Here is a 25,338-nt window from a genome sequence, read left to right as displayed (position 1 = left end):
CTCAGCACGCCTATAGCCGTGCCATCTACGCTAGTCACAGGTTCATGCGAGCGAACCCGATGCGGGCAGATCCCTGTACGCCGCTCGCGAACGACGGAGGATGCTGTGGAACGAACGCGGCCTGTGAAGCTCGGACTCGGCGTCTGGGCGTTGATCGTCGCACTCGTGGCACTGGTCGTCCTCACCTTCCTCCCCACCCCCTACGTCATCCAGCGGCCGGGCCCCGTCTACGACACCCTCGGCACGGCCGCGGGTGCGGACGGGGAGAAGGTGCCGCTCATCAGCATCGAGGGCGCCGAGACGTTCGACACCGGCGGCACGCTCGATCTGACCACCGTCCAGGTCGTCGGCAACCGCGAGCGCACCCCCAGCTGGTTCGAACTCGCGCTGGCGTGGACCGACTCCTCCCGCGCCGTCGTGCCGCTCGACTCCGTGTTCCCGGAGGGCGTGACCACCGAGCAGCGCGATGAGCGCAACGCGACCCTGATGGTCGACTCGCAGCACGAGGCGACCGCCGCGGCGCTGGGAGAGCTCGGCTACGACACCGGGGCCGAGGTCGTCGTCGTCGAGGCCGTCGAGGATTCCCCGGCCGAGGGCATCCTCGAACCCGACGACGTGATCACCGCGATCGACGGCGACCCCGTGGTGTCGGCGAAGCAGCTGCGCTCGCGCATCCAGGACATCGGGGGAGCGGAGATCGACCTCACGGTCCTGCGCGACGGCCAGGAGCAGGACGTCACGATCACTCCGCAGGAGTACACCGAGGGCGACACGACCACGTGGCTGATCGGCATCACCCTTCGCACCGACTACGACTTCCCGATCGACGTGACGATCCAGCTCGACAACGTCGGCGGCCCCAGCGCGGGGATGATGTTCGCTCTCGGGATCATCGACCAGCTCACCCCGGGCGAGCTCAACGGTGGCGAGAACGTCGCCGGCACCGGCACGATCGAGGCCGACGGCACGGTCGGCCCCATCGGCGGCATCCGTCAGAAGCTCTACGGGGCGCGTGATGCGGGGGCCGAGTTCTTCCTCGCTCCGGCATCGAACTGCGACGAGGTCGTGGGCCACGTGCCCGACGGGTTGCAGGTCGTCCGCACCGCCACGCTCGAGGAATCGCTCGACGCTCTCGAGGTCATCGCCGACGGCGGAGACGTCTCGGCGCTGCCCGCCTGCACCGCGTCGTGACCTCGCCGTGACCGGGATGACAGCCGCAGCCCAGTAACGCGTGCCTAGGATGGGGGTGTGACCTCGACCTCAGCTCCGAACCCGGCCACTCCTCGAACCTCCCGACGCATATTCGGCATCTCGCTGGTGATCATCGCCGCATTGATCGCGGTGTTCTTCGTCTTCGCGTCGCTCTACACCGAATTCCTCTGGTTCGATCAGGTGGGCTTCACCGGTGTGCTCACGACCCAGTGGGTCGCCACCGTGGTGATGTTCGTCATCGGCTTCCTCGGGATGGCGGTGCCGCTGTTCGTCGTGATCCAGCTGGCCTACCGCCTGCGCCCGGTCTACGTTCGCCTGAGCTCCCAGCTCGACCGCTACCAGGAGGTCATCGAGCCCCTGCGTCGTCTCGCCATGTGGGGTATGCCGATCTTCTTCGGTCTGTTCGCCGGCTTCTCGGCCGCCGGGCAGTGGAAGACGGTGTGGCTCTGGGCCAACGGCGTCGCGACGAGCGACGTCGACCCGCAGTTCGGCATCGACACCGGCTTCTACATGTTCGCGATGCCGTTCTACTCGATCGCGCTCGCGTTCGTCTCTGCCGTGCTGCTGCTCTCGCTCCTGGTCACGGCGCTCGTGTCGTACCTCTACGGCTCGGTGCGCATCGGTCAGGGAGAGCTGCGCATCTCGAAGGCGGCGCGCATCCAGCTCGCCGTCATCGCCGGTCTCTACATCCTCGTGCAGGCGGTCAGCCTGTGGCTCGACCGCTACAAGACGCTGGTCACCCCCGACGACCGCATCACCGGTGCCGCGTACACGGGCGTCAATGCCACGATCCCCGGTCTCGCGATCCTGGCGATCATCGCCGCACTCGTCGCGATCCTCTTCTTCGTCACGGCCGTGATCGGCCGCTGGCGCTTCCCGCTCGCCGCCACGGCGCTGCTGATCGTCGCCTCGCTGGTCGTGGGTGTCGGATACCCGTGGGTCGTCACGACCTTCCAGGTGAAGCCGAACCAGAACGCCTACCAGGCCGAGTACTACCAGCGGAACATCGACGGCACGAAGGAGGCGTACGGGGTCGCGAACCTCGAGACGACCACCTTCGAGGCCGAGACGGATGCCGAAGCCGGTCAGCTGCGCGCGGATGCCGACACCACGGCCTCGATCCGCATCATGGATCCGAAGGTCATCAGCCCCACCGTGCGGCAGCTCGAGCAGTACCGCGCGTACTACCAGTTCGAGGAGACGCTCGACGTCGACCGCTACGAGATCGACGGCGAGATGCAGGACACGGTCGTCGCCGTCCGCGACCTCGACATCACCAAGCTCGGCGAGGGCGACAACTGGAACAACCGTGTCGCCGTCTACACGCACGGTTACGGCCTCGTCGCTGCCGCGGGTAACCAGCGCACGAGCGACGGCGAGCCCGTCTTCCTCGAGCGCGGCATCCCGTCGTCGGGCTTCCTGACCGACCGCGAGAACTTCGAGCCCCGCGTCTACTTCGGTGAGAACTCGCCCGAGTACTCGATCGTGGGAGCCCCGGAGGGCGCCGACCCGGTCGAGATCGACTACCCGCGCGGCAAGGACGGCGCGAGCGAGACGAAGACGACGTTCAACGGCGAGGGCGGCCCCGCCATCGGCGACACGTTCACGAAGCTCCTCTACGCGCTCAAGTTCCAGTCCGAGCAGATCCTCTTCTCGAATCTGGTGAACGAGGACTCGCAGATCCTCTACGACCGCGACCCGAAGACCCGTGTGGGCAAGGTCGCTCCGTACCTCGAGCTCGACAGCGACCCGTACCCCAGCGTGGTCGACGGCCGCATCGTCTGGATCGTCGACGGTTACACGACGAGCTCGACCTACCCCTACGCGACGAGCGTGAGCCTCTCCGACGCGATCACCGACTCGAACACGCGGGCACCGAGCCTCGCGATCGACGAGATCAACTACATCCGCAACTCGGTCAAGGCGACCGTCGATGCCTATGACGGCACCGTCACGCTCTACGCGTGGGACGCCGAGGACCCGATCCTCAAGACCTGGCAGAAGGTCTACCCGTCGACCGTGAAGCCGATCAGCGACATGTCGGGCGAGCTCATGAGCCACGTCCGCTACCCGACCGATCTGTTCAAGGTGCAGCGCGACATCCTCGGGATCTACCACATCGACACCGCCGGGTCCTTCGCCCAGCAGGACAACCGCTGGCAGACCCCGAACGACCCGCGCAGCGACGCGATGCTGCAGCCGCCGTACTACCTGACCATGCAGATGCCGGGGCAGGACAGCGCGCGGTTCTCGATGTTCTCGACGTTCATCCCGGCGTCGCAGGGCGCCGGCAGCAGCCGAGACGTGCTGATGGGCTATCTGGCCGTCGATTCGGATGCCGGTGCCGAGGCGGGTGTGAAGGCGGAGGGCTACGGCCAACTGCGCATGCTCGAGATCAACGACGACACGACGGTGCCGGGTCCCGGTCAGGTGCAGAACACCTACAACTCCGACACAGCGGTCGTCCCGCAGCTCAACCTGCTGCAGCAGGGAGAGTCGGAGGTCATCTACGGCAACCTGCTGACGCTCCCCGTGGGTGGCGGTCTTCTCTACGTGCAGCCCGTCTACGTGCAGTCGTCCGAGGGCACGCAGCTCCCGCGTCTGCAGAAGGTGCTCGTCGCCTTCGGCGACAGGGTCGCGTTCGAGAACACCCTGACCGAGGCGCTCGATTCCCTCTTCGGCGGTGATTCCGGTGCCACCGGAGGAGATGACGAGGTCGAACCGGTCGACCCCTCTGAGGTCGACCCCGACACGGGTGAAGTGCCGACCACCGAGCCGACCGAGCCCACGACGCCGACCGACGAGCAGGCTGCAGCCCTGGCCGACGCGCGCCAGGCGCTCCTCGACCGCGACACCGCTCTGAAGGCCGGTGACCTCGAGAAGTTCGGCGAGGCCGACAAGCGTCTCACCGAGGCCGTGCAGAAGCTCCTCGACATGGAGTCCGCCTCGGGGGAGTGATCCTCGGACCGCACTGACGAATGCCGCATCCCTCGGGGTGCGGCATTCGTCGTTCCCGGGTGTCGGCGATCGTGTCGGTCCACGCATCCACCGGGCACAGCGAAAGGCCCCCGACCGGGATTTCTCCTGATCAGGGGCCTTTCTTGTGTCGCATTCTCGTTGCGGGGACAGGATTTGAACCTGCGACCTCCGGGTTATGAGCCCGGCGAGCTACCGAACTGCTCCACCCCGCGGCACAAGGAATAGCCTAACACGGGAATCGGGAGTGCGCGAATCGAGGCGCAGTCCGTGGCGATGCGGGAGGATGAGGGCATGTCCGTGAGCCCCGCCGTCCCCGTCGCCGTCTGCCAGTTCGCGCCCACCGATTCCCGCGAGGGCAATCGCGAGCGCATCGCAGAACTCGTGGCGGATGCCGCGGCGCGGGGCGCACGTCTGATCGTTCTGCCCGAGTACTCGAGCTACTTCGTGAATCCGATGGACGAGACCCTCGCCGCACACGCGGAGACGCTGGAGGGCGACTTCGTGCAGACGCTGATCGCGCTGGCGGGGGAGCACGCGGTGGTGATCGTCGCCGGACTCGTCGAGAAGTCGGACGACACCCATCGCGTCCGGAACACGGTGGTCGCCGTTCGGGGCGACGGCATCCTGGCCGTCTACCGCAAGCAGCACCTCTACGACGCGTTCGGGCAGACCGAGTCGGACTGGGTCGAGCCGGGAGAGGTGGGCGAGGCGGCGACGTTCGACCTGGCAGGCCTGCACTTCGGCCTGATGACCTGCTACGACCTCCGCTTCCCCGAGGTGGCCCGCACCCTCGTCGACGCGGAGGCGGACGTGCTGGTCGTGCCCGCCGAGTGGGTGCGCGGTCCGCTCAAGGAGCATCACTGGACCACCCTGCTCGCCGCCCGGGCGATCGAGAACACGGTCTACGTCGTCTCCGCCGACCACCCCGCGCCGATCGGCGTCGGCCACTCGCAGATCGTCGACCCGCAGGGAGTGGTGCTCGCCGGTGTCGGCAGTGCCGAGGGCATCGCGGTGGCGCCCGTCGAAAGGGCGGTCATCGACCGCGTCCGCGAGACGAACCCGTCGCTGCGGGTGCGACGGTACGCCGTCGTTCCGCGCTGACCGGCGAGCTCTCCGCACCTCGCGGCGGAGCCTTCGGCTCCCGTGGGCCGCTGGGAGAGCCTTCAGTCCCGCAGGCGCGCCAGGCGCGAGACGGCCTCGTCGATGACCGACACCTTCTTGCAGGCGGCGAAGCGCACGATGCCCGCGTACTCCGGGTCGGCGCGGTGCGCCGGCGGCAGGAAAGCAGCCAGCGGAATCGCCCCGACGCCGAAGCGCTCGGGCAGGGTGCGGCAGAACTCCGCACCATCGGCGCCGCCGACCGCCGTGGCGTCGGCGAGGGTGAAGTACCCGCCCTGCGGGGCGAAGACGGTGAAACCCGCGGCCTGCAGTCCGGCACCGAGCACGTCGTGCTTGTGGGCGAGCGTCGCCGCGGCATCCGCGAAGAAGGCGTCTCCCAGGCGGAGCCCGACCGCGACGGCGGGCTGGAAGGGGGCGGCCCCGACGTAGGTGAGAAACTGCTTCACGGTGAGCACGGCGGTGATCAGTGCGGCGGGACCGTGGATCCAGCCGACCTTCCACCCGGTGGCCGAGAAGGTCTTGCCCGCCGAGGAGATCGTCAGCGTGCGCTCCGCCGCGCCGGGCAGTGTCGCGACCGGGATGTGCCGGGCACGGAACGCCAGGTGCTCGTAGACCTCGTCCGTCACGATGAGTGCGTCGTGCCGCTCGGCGAGGCGAACGATCTCGGTGAGCACGTCCGCGTCGAACACCGTGCCGGTCGGGTTGTGCGGATCGTTCACGAGGATGATCCGCGTACGGTCGGTGACGGCATCCGCCAACCGGTCGAGGTCCGGCTGGAAGTCCGGCACGCGCAGCGGCACGGTGCGCAGCGTGCCTCCGGCGAGAGAGACCGCGGCCGCGTAGGAGTCGTAGTACGGCTCGAAGACGACGACCTCGTCCTCCGGACCGTCGATCAGGGCGAGGAGCGTCGCCGTGAGAGCCTCGGTCGCTCCGACCGTGACGAGCACCTCGGTGTCGGGATCGACGTCGATGCCGTAGAACCGCTTCTGGTGCTCGGCGATGGCGAGTCGGAGATCGGCGGTGCCCCGACCGGGCGGGTACTGGTTCACCCCATCGGCGATCGCCTGCCTGGCGGCTTCGAGAACCTCGGCCGGGCCGTCCTCGTCGGGGAATCCCTGCCCGAGATTGATCGCTCCCGTCGAGGCCGCGAGGGCCGACATCTCTGCGAAGATGGTGGGCGCGACGGCCCCGTCAGGCGAGAGCAGGCCCGCGCCCGCCGCTGTGCGCCGCCATGCACCGGTGATGACACTCATGAAGAACAGGCTATGGCCATAAGGGAAACTCACCTTCGCCATATGAAACGCACAGACTCGGAGAGCACTCTGAAGGGGCGTTGTTGAAGGAGCACACACCATGAACGAAGACAACACCCCCGACCACTCGGCACCCGACGTGCCGTCCACCGAGGCAGCAGAGGTCGCCGACCGTTCGGCGCCGCAGGCCGCCGCTGACATCCCCGCCGCGCCGGCCGCGGAGCCCGCCGCCCCCGTGGCCGCAGAGTCCGCTCGCGCGCCGCAGCCGGCCGCGGGACACCAGGTGCCCTCGACGTTCGCGTCGCCCGCTCCCGCCGCCCCCGCGCCCGTGATCGCTCCGGCCACCGCGCAGCAGTTCGCTGGCTCGACGGCCACGTCGCCGGGAGCCGCGTTCGGTCTCCACTCCGGCGCCGCCCACACCCAGCCCACGGTTCCCCTGGGCGGAACCGCGCCGCTCGGCCTCGGTGACGCACCGGCCGATCCGCACGTGAAGACCAAGGAGGCCAAGCCGCGCGGCGGCGTGCGCCTCGCGGCCATCGTGGTCGCCGCCGCACTCGTCGGAGGCGTCGCGGGCTTCGGCGGCGGCGCGATCTGGAACGCCGTCGGCACCACGCCCTCGAGCGGTGTCGCAGAGGGGCCGCAGACGGTCACCGTCAACAACCCCGGCTCCGTGAACGAGACCACGGCCGTCGCCACCAAGGCGCTGCCGTCGGTGGTCACGATCGAGGTCGCCGGCACCAGCGAGGCCGGCAGCGGCTCCGGAGTCATCATCAGCGACGATGGCTACGTGCTCACCAACACGCATGTGGTGACGCTCGGTGGTGCCGTCGCCGACCCCACGATCCGTGTGACGACTTCCGACGGTCGCATCTACTCGGCGACTGTCGTGGGGACCGACCCCATCTACGACCTCGCGGTCATCAAGCTCACCGATGCCACCGATCTCACGCCCATCGAGTTCGCGGACTCGTCCGAGCTGAACGTCGGCGACACGGCCGTGGCACTCGGCGCGCCGCTCGGACTGTCGAACTCGGTCACCACCGGCATCGTCAGCGCGCTGAACCGCAGCATCCAGATCGCGTCCTCCGCCCTGCCGGACTCGTCGAGCGAGGACGCCCCGCAGGAACAGGCGCCCGAGGACGGTCAGCAGGACGGCCAGCAGGGTCCGTTCCAGTTCGATCTGCCCGGCAACGGCCAGCAGCAGACGTCGGAGTCGATCTCGATCGCCGTGATCCAGACCGACGCCGCGATCAACCACGGAAACTCCGGCGGTGCCCTCGTCAACAGCAAGGGCGAACTGATCGGCATCAACGTCGCGATCGCCAGCTCCGGATCGTCGGAGGAATCCGGGTCGATCGGCCTCGGGTTCTCGATCCCGTCGAACATCGCCCAGCGCGTCTCCGAAGAGATCATCGCCGACGGTGCGGCCACGCACGGCCTGCTCGGGGCGTCGGTGCAGGATGCGGCCTCCGTGCAGGGCGCGGATGTCGCAGGGGCGTACATCGCCGACGTGACCAGTGGGGGAGCGGCGGCAGCCGGCGGTCTCAAGGCCGACGACATCGTCACCGCCTTCAACGGCGTGCCGATCACCAGCGCCAGCGACCTCACGGCCCAGGTGCGCGCCGCGGCCGGGGGCAGCGACGCGAAGGTGACCTACATCCGCGGCGGCAAGGAGTACCAGATCGAGGTGACGCTCGGCGAACTCGCCGGCTGATCCCACCGCCCAGAGAAGGACGCCACCTCCGCGATAGGCTCGCGGGGTGGCGTCCTTCTCTTTCGGGTCCGGCAATGCGGCCAAGCTGCTGAGGATCCCGCTCTCCCTCGTAGGGCGCCTCGGCACGCTCGTCGTACCGCGCGGCGATCGTTGGGTGTTCGGATGCGGTGCCGGGATCGGTGACGGCGCGCTCGCCCTCCACCGTTACGCGACCGCGCAGGGCCACGAGGCGGTCTGGCTGACCCGATCGCAGCGGGAGGACGACGAGGCCTCAGCGCTCGGCATCCGCACGCTCCGACGATCGAGCATCCGTGGCTGGTGGGCGACCGCACGTGCCGGGGTCCTCGTCGTCACGCACGGTCTCGGCGACATCAACCGGTACGCCGACGGGGGCGGGTTCATCGTCCAGCTCTGGCACGGCATCCCCCTCAAGCGCATCGGACTCGACTCGCCGGCGACGACCCAGGTTCCGAACGTCCCGGGGTCTGCGATCCTGCGGCGGGCCATCGCGATCCTGTACCGGGCCGCCGCGCAGAGGATCCGCGTGCTCCCGGCCGCCTCCGACCGCTCCCGCGGGCGCCTGGAGTCGGCCTTCGGGCTGCCGAGCGACCGCGTCGTCGTCACCGGGGAGCCGCGTGTGGACGTGCTCTCGGAGGGATCGCCGGAGGAGCGTCGCGCACGAGCATCCGCCCGACTGCGCACGGCGCTCGATGGCCTGACCGAAACGTCTCGCGTGGTGCTGTACGCGCCCACCTGGCGCGACGGTGCGGCCGACCCCGCCGTCCCCTCGGCCGACGACTGGGTACGGATCGTCCGAGTGCTCGAAGAGCGCGATGCGACCCTGATCATCCGATCGCATCCGCTCGGCGAAGGAGGCTACGTCCCGCCTCTGCCGAGCCGTCGGGTGCGGACGCTCGGCTCCTCCGTGCTCGCGGACGTGACCCCGGTGCTGCCGGCGGTCGACGTGCTGATCACCGACTATTCGTCTCTCGCCTACGACGTCGGACTCCTGGCGATGCCCGTCCTCTTCCTCGCGCCCGACGCGGAGGAGTACGCGCACTCACGCGGCTTCTACGGTCGCTTCCGCGACGTCGCAGGTGCGGATGCCGCGTCCTCCTGGCCGGACGTGCTGGAGCAGCTCGAGGGGCTGCTGTCCGACGAGGCCGCGTTCACCGAGCGGGCCGCCCGTTCCGCTACGCTCAGCGCGGAGATGCACGCCTTCCGCGACGGCCGAAACACCGAGCGGGTCTATGGTGCGATCCGCGCGCGGGGAATCCGCGCACCGAAGGGAGCAGTATGACAACGGCCCGGATCGATGAGTCGGCGCAGACGCTGGTCATCGCAGGAACCGGACCGCGCCCGGCGCACGCCGAGCTGGTCGGCCCGCGCGCGCGGGTCGACGCCCGCCTGTCGGGTGCGGGGAAGACCTGGAAGGCGGTGTTCGCGCTGCAGGCCGCCCGATGGGGCGGTCCCGCACTCCCGCTTCCCGCCGGCGAGTACCGCTTGACGGTCGCCGACACCGCGTTCGACGACATCGACGTCGCTCCGGTGCTGCTGCCCGGGCTCCGCGTCGAGGTGGCCGGAGACACCGTGCGCATCGCCGCACCGATCGATCCCATCTACGAGACCGCCGAGGGGCAGGCCACGCTCGAGGAGCGCTACGTCGCCCAGGCGGGCGGCACAGAGAATGCGGTGTTCTTCGAGAGCTTCTACGGCCGGAGCGTCGGGTGCAATCCGCAGGCGATCGACCGCGAGATCGCGAAGCGCGCCCCCGACGTGCGTCGCTACTGGAGCGTGGTGGACTTCTCGGTCCCCGTGCCGGAGGGGGCGATCGCCGTCGTCGAGGGAAGCCCGGAGTGGTGGCACGCTCGGGGAGCGGCGCGCCTGCTCGTCGTGAACGACTGGCTGCGCCGGAGATTCGCCCGCAAGCCCGGCCAGAAGGTGCTGCAGACCTGGCACGGGACTCCGCTCAAGCGGCTCGCGCTGCATCGTCCGGGATTCGACCCGCGACGGATGGCGGCCGTCGTCAAGGAATCACGGCGGTGGGACGTGCTGCTCGCGCAGAACACCTACGCCGAGCGCATCCTCAAGAAGGCGTATGCGTTCTTCGGGCGTCCGATCTGGGTCGAGGGATATCCACGCAACGACGCGCTCGCGACCACCGATCCGGCCGTGATCCGCGCGGCGCTCGGCATCGGAGCCGACGAACGCGTGCTGCTGTACGCACCGACGTGGCGCGACGACCGCACCGAGATGGTCGACTTCGTCGACGCCGAGCGGCTGGCCGAGCAGACCGATGCGGTCGTGCTCGTGCGCGGGCACTCCCGCACGCTCGACGCCGGACGCGACCATGCCGGCGCGCGCGTGATCGACGTGACCGGCTATCCCGAGACGGCCCAGCTGCTGCTCGCGGCCGACGCCCTCATCACGGACTACTCCTCGGTGATGTTCGACTTCAGCGTCACCGGCAAGCCGATGTACTTCCTCGTGCCCGACATCGAGCACTACCGCGGAACCCTGCGCGGGTTCTACTTCGATCTCGGCGCCCGAGCTCCCGGGCCGCTCGTGGGGAGTCAGGACGAGCTCGTGCGCGCGCTCGCCGCGCCCGACCACGAGCAGGTGTACGCCGAGCGCTACGACGCATGGCGGCGTCAGTTCAACGCGCGCGATGACGGGCGAGCGGCCGAGCGCGTCGTCGACCGCATCCTCGACCAGGGCTTCCTGACGGCCTGACCCGCGGCCGCAGGTCCTCGGCCCGCCATGGCCGGGCAGGTCAGGGCAGCGGAGTGTTGCGGGTGCCCAGGCGGGAGGCATCGACGGTGTCGCCGGCTCCACGCAGAACGCCGCCCAGGAAACCCCAGCCCCAGGCCAGGTGCATGGTCGGCAGCACGAGCAACGTCCACAACCGCTGTCGGATGCCGCCACCGCCCGGTGCGGCGGCGACGGCCACGACGAGCAGCGCGTAGGCCGCGAGCGGGGCGTAGACGATCGAGGCGATGAGTGAGGCGAGGCCGCTGAGCACCCCGGTGAGCTGCAGGATACCGACGATCACCGCGACGATCGTGAGCAGCACCAGAACCGGCGGGGCGAAGAAGCGGATGCCGTTGCGCCGCCCGAATCGCCGCACGAGCTCTCCGCGCCAGGCGCCGGTCGCGCGGAACTGGCGCGCCAGGCGCACCCAGCTCTCGCGGGGCCAGTACGTGACGGCGAGGGTGGGGTCGAACCACACTCGATGACCGGCCTGGCGGATGCGGAGGTTGAGCTCCCAGTCCTCGCCGCGTCGGATCGTCTCGTCGAAGAGACCGACCTCGTCGAGGACCTCGCGGCGCATCACGCCGAGGTACGCGGATTCTGCTTCCCCCTCGTGCGCGCCGCCGTGGTAGGCGCCGCCTCCGAGGCCGACGGGGGAGTTGTAGAGGCGCGCGACGGCCTTCTGGAACGGTGCGCGCCCCTCGGCGTGCATCACACCGCCGACGTTGGACGCGCCCGTGCGCTCGAGGGTCTGCATGGCACGGGCGGCATAGCCGGAGGAGAGCTCCGAGTGCGCGTCGACGCGGATCACGGTCGAGTACCGGCCCGCGCGGATCGCCGCGTTCAGGCCCACCGGGATGTGCGCGGCGGGGTTGTCGACGAGGCGGATGCGCTCGTCGTCGGCGGCCAGTCGGTTCGCGATCTCGGTCGTTCCGTCGGTCGAGGGCCCGAGGGCGAGGATCAGCTCGACGGGAACGTCGAGATCCTGGGCGAGGACGGACTGCACAGCGTGCTCCAGATACCCGCGTTCGTTCAGCACGGGCATGACGAAGGAGACCCCGACGGGCGGCGCGTGCGAATCGTCATGCTGCATTCGTCGATCATGTCATGGGGCGTCGGACGTTCGCTGATCGAGATCTCGGCCCTGCTCCCGGCTCGGTATCCTGGAAGGATGGGTGCAATCTCCGACGCGAAGAAGGCGTACCGACTGCTGAAGCGGGCGGTGGCGTCGAGGACGGCCGTGCAGCGCGTGCGCCGCAGCCTCGCGGTCAGTGAGCAGTTCCCCGAAGGGCACTTCAAGATCGCCGTCTACTTCGCCGACGGTGCGGTGAACATGTACCAGATGCGGCAGTGGTACCGGCCGCTCGCCGAACTGTCGAAGCGCTGGCCGGTCGTCGTGCTCGCGCGACAGGCGACGGGTGCCGAGAAGCTGCTCGCCGAGGACGCCCCTCCGGTCGCGTTCGTGCCGACCGTGCGCAATCTCGAGAAGTTCGTCGCGCAGCACGACATCCGCATCGTGCTGTACGTCAACCAGAACACCCGCAACTTCCAGATGTTCCGGTACGGACGCCGGTGGCACGTGTTCATCAACCACGGCGAGTCCGACAAGATGTACATGACCACCAACCAGTACAAGGCGTACGACTACGCGATGGTGGCGGGTCAGGCGGCGCGTGACCGTCTCTCGCGCACTCTCTGGGCCTACGACGTCGATCGGCGTACCATCGAGATCGGCCGTCCGCAGGCCGATCACTATTCGGGTGAGCTCCCCTTCACGCCGGACGACCGCACCGTGGTGCTCTATGCGCCCACCTGGGAGGGCGACCGACCGAGCGCGCACTACGGGTCGATCTCCACGCACGGCGAGCGGCTGGTGTCGACACTGCTGGCGACCGGATCTCACCGCGTCATCTACCGGCCGCACCCGCGCAGCGGTGTCGTCGACCACGAGTACGGGGCGGCGCACCGTCGGATCATCGCCGCGATCGCCGCGGCGAACGCCACCGACCCGCGCGCTCAGCACGTGTACGACGACGGCCCCGAGCTCGGATGGCAGCTGTCGGCCGCCGATGTGGCGGTCGTCGACATCTCCGCGATGGTCTACGACCGTCTCGCCTCGGGCAAGCCCCTGATGATCACGCGTCCGGTCGACGAGCGCGCCTCGATCGACACCACGGGCTACCTCTCGGACTGCGAGTGGCTGACCGCGGATGCCGCCGCCGACATCGTGTCGGAGGTCGAGCGGGTCCGCGCCGACGATGCGGCGATCGCGCGTCTGCGCATGTGGGTGCAGCACTACTTCGGCGACACGACTCCGGGCGCCGCGACGGCCAAGTTCCACGCGGGCATCGAACAGCTCATGGCCAAGTGGGACGACTGGGAGGCGCACGAGATGGGTGCCGTCCGGCCGGATCTCGACGACGATGACGAAGAGGGCGACGAGGAGGAGATCTGATCATGGATCTCCCGATCGCGCGAGACGTCGCCCCCCGGATCGAGTACGTGCCGGCGTCGGCATCCACGAACGCCGATCTGCGGCTGCTGGCCGAGGATCCGCTCGGCTGGCCGCACCTGTCGACCCTGATCACACGGAACCAGACCGCCGGTCGCGGACGGCTGGATCGCGTCTGGACGGCTCCCGACGGGGCGGCGCTGGCGATCTCGATCGTCGTGCGCGTCTCGGTGGAACCGGCGCTCCGCGGTTGGATCCCCCTGATCGCGGGGATCGCGATGGCGGATGCCGTCGCCGCACAGCTGCCCGCGCGTGCGGTGGGCGTGAAATGGCCGAACGACGTGCTCGTCGACGAGCGGAAGATCTGCGGCATCCTCGCCGAGGCGACGTCGGATGCGATCATCGTCGGCGCCGGCGTCAATACGGCCATGACGGCGGAGCAGCTGCCCGTGCCCACCGCGACATCGTTCGCCGTGGAGGGGGCCGCCGCCGATGAGGATCGGCTGCTCGCCGACTACCTCCGGGGATTCGACGCGCACCTCGCGGCTCTCGCCGAGGCCGACGACGCGGTCTCCAGCGGCCTGCACGCCGTGGCGACGGAGCGGATCACGACCCTCGGTCGCACCGTGCGGGTGTCGTTGCCGGGGGAGCGGACGCTCGACGGCGTCGCGCGCGAGCTCGACGACGAAGGGCGTCTCGTGGTGCGTGACGGCGGGGTGGATCATCCGATCTCCGCCGGTGACGTCGTGCACGTGCGCCCCCTCGCGGACTGACACGCCGCCCGCCCGCGCGTCGATGTCGGAGATCACGGGCACAATGGTGGGGTGACGCAGCCTGTGACGCTCAGCGGTCGGCCGATGATGCCGCCGCCCGGTGCGCCGTCCGAGGAGCGTCTGATCGCACGCTTCCGCGGGCACGCCCGTCGCCTCTTCTGGTCCGCGCTCGTGCTGGTGGCCACCTTCGGGGCGACCGCCTACTTCTACGACAACCTTCCGGCGCCGTTCGAGAACTGGATGCTGCTGTCCGCCGCCGGCGGCGTGGTGCTGCTGCTCGTCGTGATTCCGTTCACGGTGTGGCTCGCACGTTCGACGACGGTGACGACCCGGCGGGTGATCGTCCACGGCGGCGTGGGCGCGCGCAACCGCCGCGAGATGTCGCACGCGCGCGGGTACACGATCGGAGTGCGCCGCGGACCGCTGCAGCGGATGTGGGGCACGGGGACGATCACGCTCTCCAACGGTGTCGACGCTCCGCTGCGATTGGTCAACGTGCCGAACGTCACTCTCGTGCACGAGACCCTGGCCGATCAGATCGAGGTCAGTCAGATCCTCGCCCACCGCGACGCCCAGACCGGCACCGAGGGCGTCGCATCCGCGTGACGCGCGCCCGCACTACCGTGCACCCGCGATCTCGAGATGTCATCCGCACCGATGACGATGCGCGAGAATGGTCGAGACGAAAGGGAGACGGCACATGGCTTTGCGTGTGGGCGTGATCGGCGGCGGACAGCTGGCTCGGATGATGATCGCTCCGGCGGTCGAACTGGGGCTCGATCTCCGAGTGCTCGCCGAGGGGGAGGGGATGTCGGCCCAGCTCGCCGCGACCGCCGTCGGCGATTATCACGATCTCGAGACCGTGCGCGCCTTCGTCGCCGACGTCGACGTCGTCACCTTCGACCACGAGCACGTGCCGCAGGACATCCTGCGCGCCCTCGTCGCCGATGGCGTGGCCGTGCACCCGGGCCCCGACGCCCTCCAGTTCGCCCAGGACAAGCTGGTCATGCGCGCGCGCCTGGCGGACCTCGGAGTGCCCCAGCCCGACTGGGCTGCGGTCGCCTCCGAGCAGGAGCTGCAGTCCTTCCTCGACGCCCACGACGGGCAGGGCGTCGTCAAGACGCCGCGCGGCGGGTACGACGGAAAGGGTGTGCGCGTCGTCCGTGCCGCGAGCGATGCCCGCGACTGGTTCGCCGCCGTGCCCGCGGGCGAAGCTCTGCTGGTCGAGGAGCTGGTGCCCTTCGTGCGCGAACTCGCGCAGCAGGTGGCGCGCCGCCCGAGCGGTGAGATCGCGGCCTATCCCGTCGTCGAGACCGTGCAGCGCGATGGCGTCTGCGCCGAGGTGATCGCGCCGGCACCGGCGGCCGCCGAGCGCCTCGTCGAGGTGGCCGAGAGCATCGGCGTCCGCATCGCCGAGGGCCTCGGCGTGACGGGGATGCTCGCGGTCGAGCTGTTCGAGACCGACGACGAGCGCATCCTCGTGAACGAGCTGGCCATGCGCCCCCACAACAGCGGTCATTGGAGCCAGGACGGCGCCGTCACCGGGCAGTTCGAGCAGCATCTGCGCGCCGTGGCCGACCTCCCCCTCGGCAGCACCGCCCCGCGCGCACCGTGGTCGGTCATGGTCAACATCCTCGGCGGTCCCGCCGAGGGAGGGCTCGGGGAGCGCTTCGCGAGCGCGATGGTCGCCCACCCCGAGGCGAAGATCCACACCTATGGCAAGGATCCGCGGCCCGGGCGCAAGGTCGGCCACGTGAACGTGTCGTCGAGCGATCTCGACGACGCGGTCTACGTCGCGCGCGCCGCGGCCGCGCATTTCGCCTGATTCGCCGGACGAGGGTGCCGCTCGGCCGCGTGCCGTGGGGGCAATCTCCAGCACCAGACCGTAGCCTGTTCTGGTGACCGAGCCACTGCACTCCTCCGCCGCGCCCCTGGTCGGCGTCGTCATGGGATCCGACTCCGATTGGCGCGTCATGAGCGACGCGTCCCAGGCGCTCACCGACTTCGGCATCGCGCACGAGGTCGAGGTGGTGTCGGCGCACCGCACGCCGGACAAGCTGATGAGCTACGCCCGCGAGGCTCGTGCCCGTGGCATCCGTGTCATCATCGCCGGCGCCGGCGGCGCGGCCCATCTGCCGGGCATGCTCGCCTCGATGACGCCGTTGCCCGTGGTCGGCGTGCCCGTGCCGCTCGCCTACCTCGACGGAATGGATTCGCTGCTGTCGATCGTGCAGATGCCCGCGGGCATCCCCGTCGCCACGGTATCGATCGGGGGAGCGCGCAACGCCGGTCTGCTCGCCGCTCGGATCCTCGGGACCGCCGATGAGGCTCTCGCCGACCGCGTCGAGGACTACGCCCGCGAGCTCGAGGCCCAGGTCGAGGCCAAGAACGAACGGCTGAAGGACTCCCTGTGACCCTCGCGCCACCGCGGGCGGGTGGGCGGCCGCTGATCGAGACCCGGCCCATGCGGCACCCGGACTCCACCGACGAGGGGGCGATGGCGAAGCGCGGCTGGTGGCTGGTCGCGCTGAACGTGCTGATCCCCGGTTCCGCTCAGATCGTCGCGGGCAACCGTCGACTGGGGCGCATCGGTCTGCGGGCGACCCTGCTCGCCTGGTTCCTCGTGATCGTCGCGGCGGGTCTGGCGCTCTTCGCGCGCCCCGTGCTGCTGTGGCTGACCGTGGGCGCGGGATGGTTCTCCGCTCTCGTTCTCACGCTCGTGCAGATCCTCCTCGTCGTGTACGTGGTGCTCTGGGCCGTGCTCACCTTCGACGTGCTCCGCATGGTGCGATTGGTGAAGGTGCCGACGGCATCCCGGTTCGCGATCCCGGTCGTCGCACTGATCCTGCTGGGGCTCGTCGGCGGGGGAGCGGCCTATGCGGCAACGGTCGTGGGATCGACCCGCAACACGATCAGCTCGATCTTCGGGCAGAGCGGACCGAGCCTCCCGCCCGACGACGGCTACTACAACATCCTGCTGCTCGGCGCCGACAGCGGTGACGGCCGCGACTCCATGCGCTTCGACAGCATCTCGGTGGTCTCGGTCAATGCCGACACCGGAGCGGTGACGATCACCGGAATCCCGCGCGAGCTGCCGAATGCACCGTTCAGCGAGGGCAGCCCGATGCAGGAGCTCTACCCGAACGGATTCGAGGGTCACGGTTCGTCCAGCTGCGGGTGGAACGGATGGATGAACCACGTCCGCAACGCCGCCGAGGTGTGCCGCGATGACAACGGCACGGGTCTGTACCCGAATGCGCAGGCTCAGGGATCCGAGCCCGGCATCGAAGCGACGAAGGATGCCGCGGAGGGTGTGCTGGGGATCAAGATCCCCTATTACGTCTTCGTCGACATGCACGGCTTCGCCGATCTGGTCGACGCACTCGGCGGTGTCGACATCACCGTGACGGAGCGTCTGCCGAAGGGCGGACCGCCCGAGGGCTGGCACGGGACGGACGTGAACGAGTGGGCGATCGGGTGGATCGAGCCCGGCGCGCAGCACATGGACGGCGACACGGCGCAGTGGTACGCGCGCTCGCGGTACACGACCAGCGACTGGGATCGTATGAAGCGCCAGCGCGAGCTGCAGGCGGCGATCCTCGCGCAGTTCACCCCGCAGACCGTCCTGACCCGGTTCAATGAGGTGGCGGCGGCCGGTACGGCGCTGATCAGTACGGACCTTCCGCAGGACAAGCTTCCGGAGTTCTTCGACCTGATGATGAAGGCCAAGGAGCTTCCGGTGAACACGATCGAGCTCACCCCGGAGCAGGGTGTCGACGAGTTCCAGCCGGACTACGCCTACATCCACGAGATGATCCAGCAGGCGCTTCACCCGCCGACGCCGACGCCGACTCCCGCTCCGTGACGCGGAGGGTGACGGCGGAAGATCGGCCCCGGGCATGAATGTGCCCACGGCCTCCTCGGGAGAGTGTGGAGGAGGCCGTGGGCTTCCGGTGTATCACCGGATTCGCCAGACGACGGTGATCGGAGGGGGAGGGATCACCGTCGTCCAGTCGACCGCCGCACGAGGCGGCGATCAGATCTAGGCGCGCTTGCGGCGGGCGGCTCCGATGACCACGAGGCCACCGCCGACCGCGAGTGCCGCAGCACCGCCGCCGATCACCCAGGGCGAGATGCTTCCACCGGTGAGCGCGAGTTCGATGGAGCCGTCACCCGAGAGCGGCAGTTCGGTGCCTGCAGCCGCGACGCTCGGGTCGTGGGCACAGCTCGACGTGCCGCTGACCGTGATGACGGCGGTGTACTGGCCGATGCCGGCGACCGATGCCGCTCGAGCCGCGGCATTGGCACCCGCGCCCGTGAACGTGATCGCATACGCGCCGGAGCCGCCGGACGGCGGGCGGAACGAGACCGTGAGGCTACCGTCGGCAGCAGCGGTGTTGCCCGAGATCTCGGACTCTTCGGCGCGGAGGCCGGAGACGGAGACGCCGACGACCTCGGAGGGCTGGAACGATCCGGCCCCGAAGACGATGGTCGAGACGTCGCAGATGTCGATGATCGGGTCGTTGACCGTCACACTCGGCTTGTCGGCATAGGAGTCGGACGACGCCGCAGAAGCGGCGGTCGGCGCGGCGAGAATGATGACGCCAGCGGCAAGGCTGATAGCAGCCAGTTTCTTCAGCATGATGTTTCCCCAGAATTTCACGCGGAATCACACCCGGATACACCCCTGCATCCGACTGTGTGGGCCCTCCCTGCCCCCACGGCAGGTTTTTAGAGCCCAGATATTCCCCAGTGAGATGACGGTACCCCATCCCGGGGAGAAAGTCACGAGGTGCAGCGCAGTTCTTCGCGTGTCGCCGTCGGCGCATCGATCGTGGGCGTCTGCACGACCGAGTCGATGCGCTCTCCTGCACCGTCTCCCTGGAATTGCACGGTGACGGTGGTGGACTCGCCCGGCGCCAGGAGGACGTCGTGCTGCACGACCGAGCGCGTCCCGAGGAGTGCGGTCTGCACGGGCTCCTCCTCGCCGTCGCGATCGGCGCGCGACAGCGTCGCCCCCTCCGGGCCGTAGATCGCGAGCAGGGTACGGGTGCTGCCCGGGTCGACGCCGAAGTTCCCACCGCCCGTGACGTACGGGGGAAGAGCGGTCGCGGCATCCGCCGGCGCCTCGTTCGTCCACGTCACGCTCACCTGCGTCGTCGGCATGCCCGCGCAGCTGCCGATCGCCGTGGAGACCGTGGCGCGCGCGTAGAAGTCCATCTTTCCGCCGGTGGTGTCGTTGATCAGGACGCCGACGTGCGTCCCGGCATCCGTGTCGACCGGGAGCGTGCCTCCGACCGTCGAGGCGGCGAGGACGCTCTGCTCGTCTTCGTGCGCGCTCCAGATGCGGACCCGTCCCTCGTCCGCCGATGTCGCGAGCGCTCCCAGAAGCGCTCGGGGATCGCCGCCCGCGAGTGCCGCGCCGAAGAGACCGGTCGCGGCCTGGGCGAACACCTGGTCCTGGACGACCGGGTCGGCGATCGCGGCGTAGATCTCCGAGAGCAGAATGCTCACCACGTTCTCCGAGGTCGCGGTGAACGGACCGAAGCTCAGCTCGCCGATCGCGTCGACCAGGTGCTTCGCTACGACCGTGTCGACCGCGATCACCCCGTCGACCGGGCCACCGAACACGCCCTCCCAGCGGGCGGCGATGGCGGGGCCGGCCTCGGCGAAGTCCGGGATGCTCGTCAGATTCTGCAGATAGCGGCCGGGGCCGTCCTCGAAGAGGGCGATCGTACTGTCGCTCAGGGGGAGCGGATCCGTCAGCGGCGGGAAGTCCAGAGTGGACGCTTGCCGCTCCAGGGAGATCCTGCCGTTCTCGGCCCGCAACAGGGCGATCGACCCGATGATGCCGCCGGACGAACGGAGTTCGGCGTTGTTCTGCATCGCGAGGACGTAGGTGCGGGGGCCTTCGCCGCCGAGCATCGTGGGGAGCAGGATCGCGGCGCCGTTCAATGTGCCGACCACGGTCGCGGCCTCGGTGACGTTGGTACGCACTTCTCGCACGGCATCCGCCAGTGGAGGGAGCGTGGCATCGGCATCGATGCCCTCCGCTCGTGCGAGCGCCTCATCGAGCACGCTCGATGCCTCCGCGAGCGGCTCCCGGATCGTGGCGAACGGGGCCAGGTCGATCGCGCCCCCGGAGAGGCCGAGGCTCGCCAGATCGACCTCGGCGGCGACGTCGAGCAGCGGTGTGAGCGCGTCCGTCCCTACGCTGTCGGCGATGGCGGCGATGTCGCTCACCGCGCGGAAGTTGGGGCCGACGAACGGCACGGCCGCGAAACCCTGCCACACGAAGTCGGAGGTGAGGTCGTTCGCGGATGCCGCGTGCCGGGCGATGCTGCCGGACACGTCCGCGGCCCTGTCGAGGTCACCCTCCGCGATCGCCGCTTTCAGATCCGAGGACTGCTCGGCGACGTGCGTCAGGTTGTCGACCGCCCCGATCCCTCGAATCGTCACCCAGCCGAGGGCGAGGACGAGGAGCGTCAGGACGATGCCGACGGTCCACCCCACCCATCGGCGCCGTCGTGGAAGTCGCCCGTCGCTCACGTGAGCATTCAAGCATGAACGCGGGGTGCGGGCGAGGATGCTGAGCGAACGCTGTCAGTCCGTGCGACGCGTCGGCGTCCTCCGGGCCGGAAGCGGTCGACGGAGATACTCTGAGCGCATGGGTGCTCGACTGCGTGTGGTTCTGGATCAGCTCGTGCAGGTGGTCGACCCGGATCACGCTGCCGCCGCGATCGAACTCACACGCGGACTCGTCGCGACAGCCCCCTCGGGGTGCGATGTCGAAGCGATCGTCGCCGCGGGTAGCGAGGTGTCGATCCCCGGCGTCACCGAGGTGCGGACCCTCGGACTGGCCCGCCGGGAACTGGCGGCGTCGTGGCAGCTCGGGATCGCCGCCGGCGCCGGTGGAGGACTGATCCATTCGCCGACGCTGATGGCACCGCTGGTGCGGCACGACCGCACCCACGACAACGATCAGACGACCGTGACGGTCTGGGGTCTCGAGGCCTGGGACGCGCCGGACAGCCTGTCCCGCGCCGCGGTCGCGTGGCAGAAGGCGATGCTGCGCCGCGCCGCGAAACATGCGGATGCGGTCGTCGTGCCGACGCACACGATCGCGCAACGGATCCAGGAGATCGCCCGTGTCGGAGATCGTGTGCGCGTGATCGCGGGGGCGGCGCCCGAAGGCTTCGTTCCGCCGTTCGACGCCGCCGAGCGGCGCGGCGGGCTCTCCCTGCCCGAACGTTACGTCGTCGTGCACGGCACTTGGGACTCGGTCTCCGACGGATTCCGCGGCGCGCTGGCGGCCGGGGCGCACGCCGTGGTGCTGGATGCGGCGGAGGGAACGGAGCCCCGCTACTCCGACATCGCGTCCTCCGCGGGACTGGCCGAGTCGCGCGTACACGTCCGGGGTGCCCTCGACACGTCCGACCGCGCCGCCGTGCTCGCCGGAGCCGCCGCCTACGTCGCGAGCAGTCCGACCGCCGCCTGGCCCTGGCGTGCGGTGGAGGCGATGCGTCTCGGTGTACCGGTGGTGGGCGTCGACTCGGGAACGCACCGGGACGTGCTCGCCGACGGGGGACTGCTCGTCGACCCGGGTGACCTGGCCGAAGCGGTCGAGAGCGCGACCGGGGGCGAAGGAGCGCGACTCTCGGTGCTCGCGGCGGACCGCTCGCGGGCGTTCTCGTGGGCCGGATCGGCCGAGCGCGTGTGGGGTCTGCACGCGGATCTGTGACGATGAGGCCGCGCCTGGGAGGTGCCTTCGGATCGGAGGGACACGCCGACACGCGGTAGCCGATATTCCGTAACAGTGGCATCATCACGTGACTTCCGTCACACTGGTCACATGTCTCGACGTGCCCCACGCTCGCGAAACAACCGGAAGATCACCCGTCTCCTCACTTGTTTCCTCGCTGTCACCGCTGTTGTCGCCGGAACCGTGCTCCCGGCCGGTGCGGCATCCGCGGCTGCCCCTGCCGCGGCCCCCGCGGCGACGACGGTCTCGAACGCCGTCTCACAGGTCGTGGGAGACCCGGCGGCATCCGGCATCGTGAAGTCCACGCTCGTGGGCTTCAATCCGGGAAACATCATCAGCGACGCCGTGTTCACCAATAAGAGCACGATGACCGAGGCGCAGATCCAGGCGTTCTTCAACAGCAAGGTGTCGAGATGCCTGGGCGGCACCGACGAGAACGGCAAGCCGATCGTCTGCCTCAAGGACTTCAAGATCACGTCGGTCACGCGTCCGGCTGATCAGTACTGCAGCGGGTACTCGGGAGCTGCGAACGAGTCGGCGGCGCGGATCATCTATCGCGTCTCGCAGGCGTGCAACATCAACCCGCAGGTTCTGATCGTCATGCTCCAGAAGGAGCAGGGCCTCATCACCCACACGTGGCCGAGCGCATGGCGATACAACATCGCGCTGGGCCAGGGTTGCCCCGACACCGCTCCGTGCGACCCCAACTACATCGGCTTCTTCCACCAGATCTACGGCGCCGCGCGTCAGATGCAGATCTACATGGAGGGGCGCTGGTTCCAGTGGTACGCCCCGGGCAAGACCTGGAACATCCTCTACAACCCGACCGCCAGCTGCGGCTCTTCCCCGGTCTACGTCGCGAACAAGGCGACGTCGGCGCTCTACTACTACACGCCGTACCAGCCCAACGCGGCCGCTCTCCGAGCGGGATACGGCAACGGCGACGGATGCTCCGCCTACGGCAACCGCAACTTCTACAACTACTTCACCGACTGGTTCGGGTCGACGCAGGGCATCAAGTACCCGGACGGCCCCATCGTCAATGTCGGCAAGGACATCTACGCGATCTCCAACGGCACGGCGTATCACATCACCGCCGATGTCTGGCCGGAGTACAAGGCCGCGTACGGCAATCCCGAGGCCACGGTGAACGCCCATATCGCGTCGCTCGGTCAGGGCGGAGCCGCCTCGCTGTTCCTCCGCGACGCCACGGCGGGCACCGTGTCGTACCTCAACGGCGGCAAGACCCATCGCTTCGCGAGTTGTGATCTCGTCGCGAAGTGGAAGGGCAACTGCGCCTCGCTCACGACCTTCGATTCCGACGACTTCCGCAGTCCGGGTGCCGGTGCCGAGATGACGACGCGTGCGAACGTGAAGGGCGATGCCCGTATCTTCGCGCTCGAAGGTTCCGCTCTGGTGCCGTATCAGAACGTCGCCGCAATGACGGCATGGGGGCAGCAGGCGCCGTCGGCGTTTGCGGCGACCATGCCCGCCGCTCACGCGGCGAAGTATCCGGCGGTGCCGACGCGGTTCGTTCCGGGGCAGCTCATCACGGTGGTCGGATCGGATCGCGTGTTCCTGCCCACCGCTGACGGCCAACTGATCTATCTGCCGAAGTTCGACAATGCTCGGAGCATGGGGCTCTCCACGGACGTTCTCAAAGCAGTGCCGACCGCCTCGATCGTCAATCATCCCGGGCGGTCGAACCTCGGTCGCTACGTCGTCTGCAACGGTGCTACGTACTTCACGGCGAACGGAGCCCTGTATCGGGTGCCCTCCTCGGGCGGTTTCACGGCTGTCACGCCCGACAGTCGTACGTGCGCTCTGCTGAAGATCGCCGACGACGCTCAGGGCCCACTGTTCGTCAACGCGACGGGGGATTCGACCATCTACATCGCAGACGGAGGAGCCTTTCGCCATGTGGGCAACCCGGCCACCCTCACCGCGCTGAACGGTCCGGGTGCGACGCGGGTCGTCACACTCGCACCGGCTGATCTCGCTGGTCTACCGAAGGGCCAGATTCTCCGTGCCGACATCGGGTTCGTGGTGACGCCCGGCGACGGCAAGGTCTATCTCGCGGACGCCGGACGCCTGCTGTATCTCAACTCCTGGTCGGTGGCAGACGCGCTCGGGCTGCCTCGCGCGGCGGTCAGCATCTCCGACGCCGCAGGCGCGGCGTTGCCCAAGGCCGGCACCGTGACGGCGGTCGTCAGGTGCAACGCGCAACTCTACTCCGCTGCGAGCGGTACCTTCACCAAGATCACCGACGCCGGCGGCACCAGCGTGACCGAACTCTCGGCCGCGAACTGCGCCACCCTGCGACTTCCCTGACACTCGCGCCACCGACGACCTCGGTCGCACGCGGGTGCGCTGACGGCTTCCATCCAGCCTGACGGACTACGATGAGAGACGGTATGCGCGCCTATCGAGGCGTGTGACGAGGAGGCACGGTGGTAGTCAGGTGAGCACGGTCGACGCACGCTTGTATCAATCTCCGGGGCGTGGCCGTGGAGTACTCGACATCTTCCGTCGTAGGTATCTCCTGCGCCTACTCGTGCGCAAGGCGACGGCGACGCGATACCGCAACTCGGTGCTGGGATGGACGTGGTCTTACGTCAAGCCGCTGTCTCAGTTCGCGGTGTACTACTTCGTCATGGGGATCATCCTCAACATCCACCGCGATGTCGACAACTTCGCGATCTACCTGTTCTCGGGCATCGTCATCATCAACCTCTTCAACGAGGGCTTCAGCAACGCGACGAACTCGATCGTCGACAACGGGGCTCTGGTGAGGAAGATCTATCTTCCGCGAGAACTGTTCCCGGTGGCCGCGATCATCGTCGCGTTCGTGCATTTCCTGCCGCAGGTCGCGGTGCTGCTGGTGATATGTCTGCTCCTGGGATGGACGCCGTCTCTGATCGGTCTCGCCGCGATCCTGGCAGCCGTGGTGATCGTCATCGTCTTCGCGATCGGTCTGGGGCTGTTCTTCGGCGGCATCAACGTTCGCTTCCGCGACGCGCAGAACGTGGTCGAGATCATCCGAATGTTCTCCACGTGGACCTCACCGGTGCTCTACATGTGGACGCTCGTGATCGACAAGATGCCGCCGTGGCTGTTCCACATCTACATGTCGAACCCTCTCACGGTCGCCGCCGAACTCTTCCATGTCGGCTTCTGGGCTCCGACGGCATCGTCGACGCCCGGACTTCCGCCGCACTTCATGATTTACGCGCTGGCGGCGTGCGTGGTCAGTCTGATCATGCTCGTCGTCGGGCAGACCGTTTTCCGGCGCTTCGAGCGCAGCTTCGCCCAGGACCTGTGAG

General features: G+C 68.9%; 19 protein-coding genes and 1 tRNA gene. 15 read left to right on the top strand and 5 right to left on the bottom strand.

Going from position 1 to position 25,338, the window contains the following annotated elements:
- Positions 1-105 precede the first annotated feature (105 nt).
- A complete protein-coding gene (locus WFJ97_RS04835) occupies positions 106-1,191 on the top strand; it encodes a YlbL family protein (protein ID WP_336640656.1) in 1,086 nt (361 codons plus the stop codon).
- 57 nt (positions 1,192-1,248) lie between these two features.
- Positions 1,249-4,170: a UPF0182 family membrane protein gene (locus tag WFJ97_RS04830; protein WP_336640655.1), complete on the top strand. Its 2,922-nt coding sequence runs from the start codon at positions 1,249-1,251 to the stop codon at positions 4,168-4,170.
- A 159-nt stretch (positions 4,171-4,329) separates the two neighbouring features.
- On the opposite strand, the gene WFJ97_RS04825 is transcribed toward WFJ97_RS04830, so the two are convergent.
- Positions 4,330-4,403: transfer RNA gene (locus WFJ97_RS04825), tRNA-Met, on the bottom strand.
- A 79-nt stretch (positions 4,404-4,482) separates the two neighbouring features.
- Here WFJ97_RS04825 and WFJ97_RS04820 point away from each other — a divergent pair.
- The gene (locus WFJ97_RS04820; RefSeq protein ID WP_336640654.1) at positions 4,483-5,292 is read left to right on the top strand and encodes a carbon-nitrogen hydrolase family protein; all 810 of its coding nucleotides are present in this window, start codon (positions 4,483-4,485) and stop codon (positions 5,290-5,292) included.
- Positions 5,293-5,354: 62 nt separating this feature from the next.
- Here WFJ97_RS04820 and WFJ97_RS04815 read toward each other — a convergent pair whose 3' ends face one another.
- A complete protein-coding gene (locus tag WFJ97_RS04815) occupies positions 5,355-6,563 on the bottom strand; it encodes an aminotransferase class I/II-fold pyridoxal phosphate-dependent enzyme (protein WP_336640653.1) in 1,209 nt (402 codons plus the stop codon).
- Positions 6,564-6,663: 100 nt separating this feature from the next.
- On the opposite strand from WFJ97_RS04815, the gene WFJ97_RS04810 reads away from it, so the two are divergent.
- Genes WFJ97_RS04810 through WFJ97_RS04800 form a run of 3 tightly spaced genes read left to right on the top strand, consistent with a single transcriptional unit; the run spans position 6,664 to position 11,010 of the window.
- A complete protein-coding gene (locus WFJ97_RS04810; protein WP_336640652.1) occupies positions 6,664-8,277 on the top strand; it encodes a S1C family serine protease in 1,614 nt (537 codons plus the stop codon).
- 46 nt (positions 8,278-8,323) lie between these two features.
- The gene (locus WFJ97_RS04805) at positions 8,324-9,577 is read left to right on the top strand and encodes a CDP-glycerol glycerophosphotransferase family protein (RefSeq protein ID WP_336640651.1); all 1,254 of its coding nucleotides are present in this window, start codon (positions 8,324-8,326) and stop codon (positions 9,575-9,577) included.
- The gene (locus tag WFJ97_RS04800; RefSeq protein WP_336640650.1) at positions 9,574-11,010 is read left to right on the top strand and encodes a CDP-glycerol glycerophosphotransferase family protein; all 1,437 of its coding nucleotides are present in this window, start codon (positions 9,574-9,576) and stop codon (positions 11,008-11,010) included. The genes WFJ97_RS04805 and WFJ97_RS04800 overlap by 4 nt, the downstream gene beginning before the upstream one ends.
- Before the next feature lie 40 nt (positions 11,011-11,050).
- On the opposite strand, the gene WFJ97_RS04795 is transcribed toward WFJ97_RS04800, so the two are convergent.
- Entirely contained in the window at positions 11,051-12,121 is a 1,071-nt protein-coding gene (locus WFJ97_RS04795) for a glycosyltransferase family 2 protein (protein WP_336640649.1), read from the bottom strand.
- A gap of 78 nt (positions 12,122-12,199) precedes the next feature.
- Between WFJ97_RS04795 and WFJ97_RS04790 the strand changes: the two genes are divergently transcribed.
- The 6 genes from WFJ97_RS04790 (at position 12,200) to WFJ97_RS04765 (ending at position 18,118) form a co-directional block, all read left to right on the top strand.
- Positions 12,200-13,483, top strand: coding sequence for a CDP-glycerol glycerophosphotransferase family protein (locus WFJ97_RS04790; protein WP_336640648.1), 1,284 nt, complete (start codon positions 12,200-12,202; stop codon positions 13,481-13,483).
- Positions 13,484-13,485: 2 nt separating this feature from the next.
- On the top strand, positions 13,486-14,253 hold the full coding sequence (locus WFJ97_RS04785) for a biotin--[acetyl-CoA-carboxylase] ligase (RefSeq protein WP_336640647.1): 768 nt from the start codon (positions 13,486-13,488) through the stop codon (positions 14,251-14,253).
- Between the two features lie 51 nt (positions 14,254-14,304).
- The gene (locus WFJ97_RS04780) at positions 14,305-14,859 is read left to right on the top strand and encodes a PH domain-containing protein (RefSeq protein WP_336640646.1); all 555 of its coding nucleotides are present in this window, start codon (positions 14,305-14,307) and stop codon (positions 14,857-14,859) included.
- Between the two features lie 67 nt (positions 14,860-14,926).
- Positions 14,927-16,078, top strand: coding sequence for a 5-(carboxyamino)imidazole ribonucleotide synthase (locus WFJ97_RS04775; RefSeq protein ID WP_308194247.1), 1,152 nt, complete (start codon positions 14,927-14,929; stop codon positions 16,076-16,078).
- 121 nt (positions 16,079-16,199) lie between these two features.
- Positions 16,200-16,667 carry a 5-(carboxyamino)imidazole ribonucleotide mutase gene (gene purE, locus WFJ97_RS04770; protein WP_247957597.1) on the top strand — a complete coding sequence of 156 codons (468 nt, stop codon included), beginning with the start codon at positions 16,200-16,202 and terminating at the stop codon, positions 16,665-16,667.
- A complete protein-coding gene (locus WFJ97_RS04765; RefSeq protein WP_247632538.1) occupies positions 16,664-18,118 on the top strand; it encodes an LCP family protein in 1,455 nt (484 codons plus the stop codon). The genes purE and WFJ97_RS04765 overlap by 4 nt, the downstream gene beginning before the upstream one ends.
- A 177-nt stretch (positions 18,119-18,295) precedes the next feature.
- Here the strand turns inward: WFJ97_RS04765 and WFJ97_RS04760 are convergent, their stop codons facing one another.
- Both WFJ97_RS04760 and WFJ97_RS04755 read right to left on the bottom strand, forming a co-directional pair.
- Positions 18,296-18,895 carry a hypothetical protein gene (locus WFJ97_RS04760; RefSeq protein ID WP_336640645.1) on the bottom strand — a complete coding sequence of 200 codons (600 nt, stop codon included), beginning with the start codon at positions 18,893-18,895 and terminating at the stop codon, positions 18,296-18,298.
- A gap of 143 nt (positions 18,896-19,038) precedes the next feature.
- Complete coding sequence (locus tag WFJ97_RS04755; RefSeq protein ID WP_336640644.1) at positions 19,039-20,802, bottom strand: DUF4012 domain-containing protein; 1,764 nt, start codon at positions 20,800-20,802, stop codon at positions 19,039-19,041.
- 118 nt (positions 20,803-20,920) lie between these two features.
- Between WFJ97_RS04755 and WFJ97_RS04750 the strand changes: the two genes are divergently transcribed.
- From WFJ97_RS04750 to WFJ97_RS04740, 3 genes are all read left to right on the top strand, one after another.
- Complete coding sequence (locus WFJ97_RS04750; protein WP_336640643.1) at positions 20,921-21,994, top strand: glycosyltransferase; 1,074 nt, start codon at positions 20,921-20,923, stop codon at positions 21,992-21,994.
- Positions 21,995-22,105: 111 nt separating this feature from the next.
- Positions 22,106-24,346, top strand: coding sequence for a hypothetical protein (locus WFJ97_RS04745; protein WP_336640642.1), 2,241 nt, complete (start codon positions 22,106-22,108; stop codon positions 24,344-24,346).
- A 130-nt stretch (positions 24,347-24,476) separates the two neighbouring features.
- Positions 24,477-25,337, top strand: coding sequence for an ABC transporter permease (locus WFJ97_RS04740; protein ID WP_336640641.1), 861 nt, complete (start codon positions 24,477-24,479; stop codon positions 25,335-25,337).
- The last annotated feature ends 1 nt before the right edge of the window (position 25,338 follow it).

Source organism: Microbacterium sp. USHLN272 (assembly GCF_037149655.1).
GTDB classification, from domain to species: domain Bacteria; phylum Actinomycetota; class Actinomycetes; order Actinomycetales; family Microbacteriaceae; genus Microbacterium; species Microbacterium galbinum.
The sequence above is the reverse complement of the archived record's forward strand: the minus strand, read 5'-3'. Positions and strand labels throughout refer to the sequence as shown.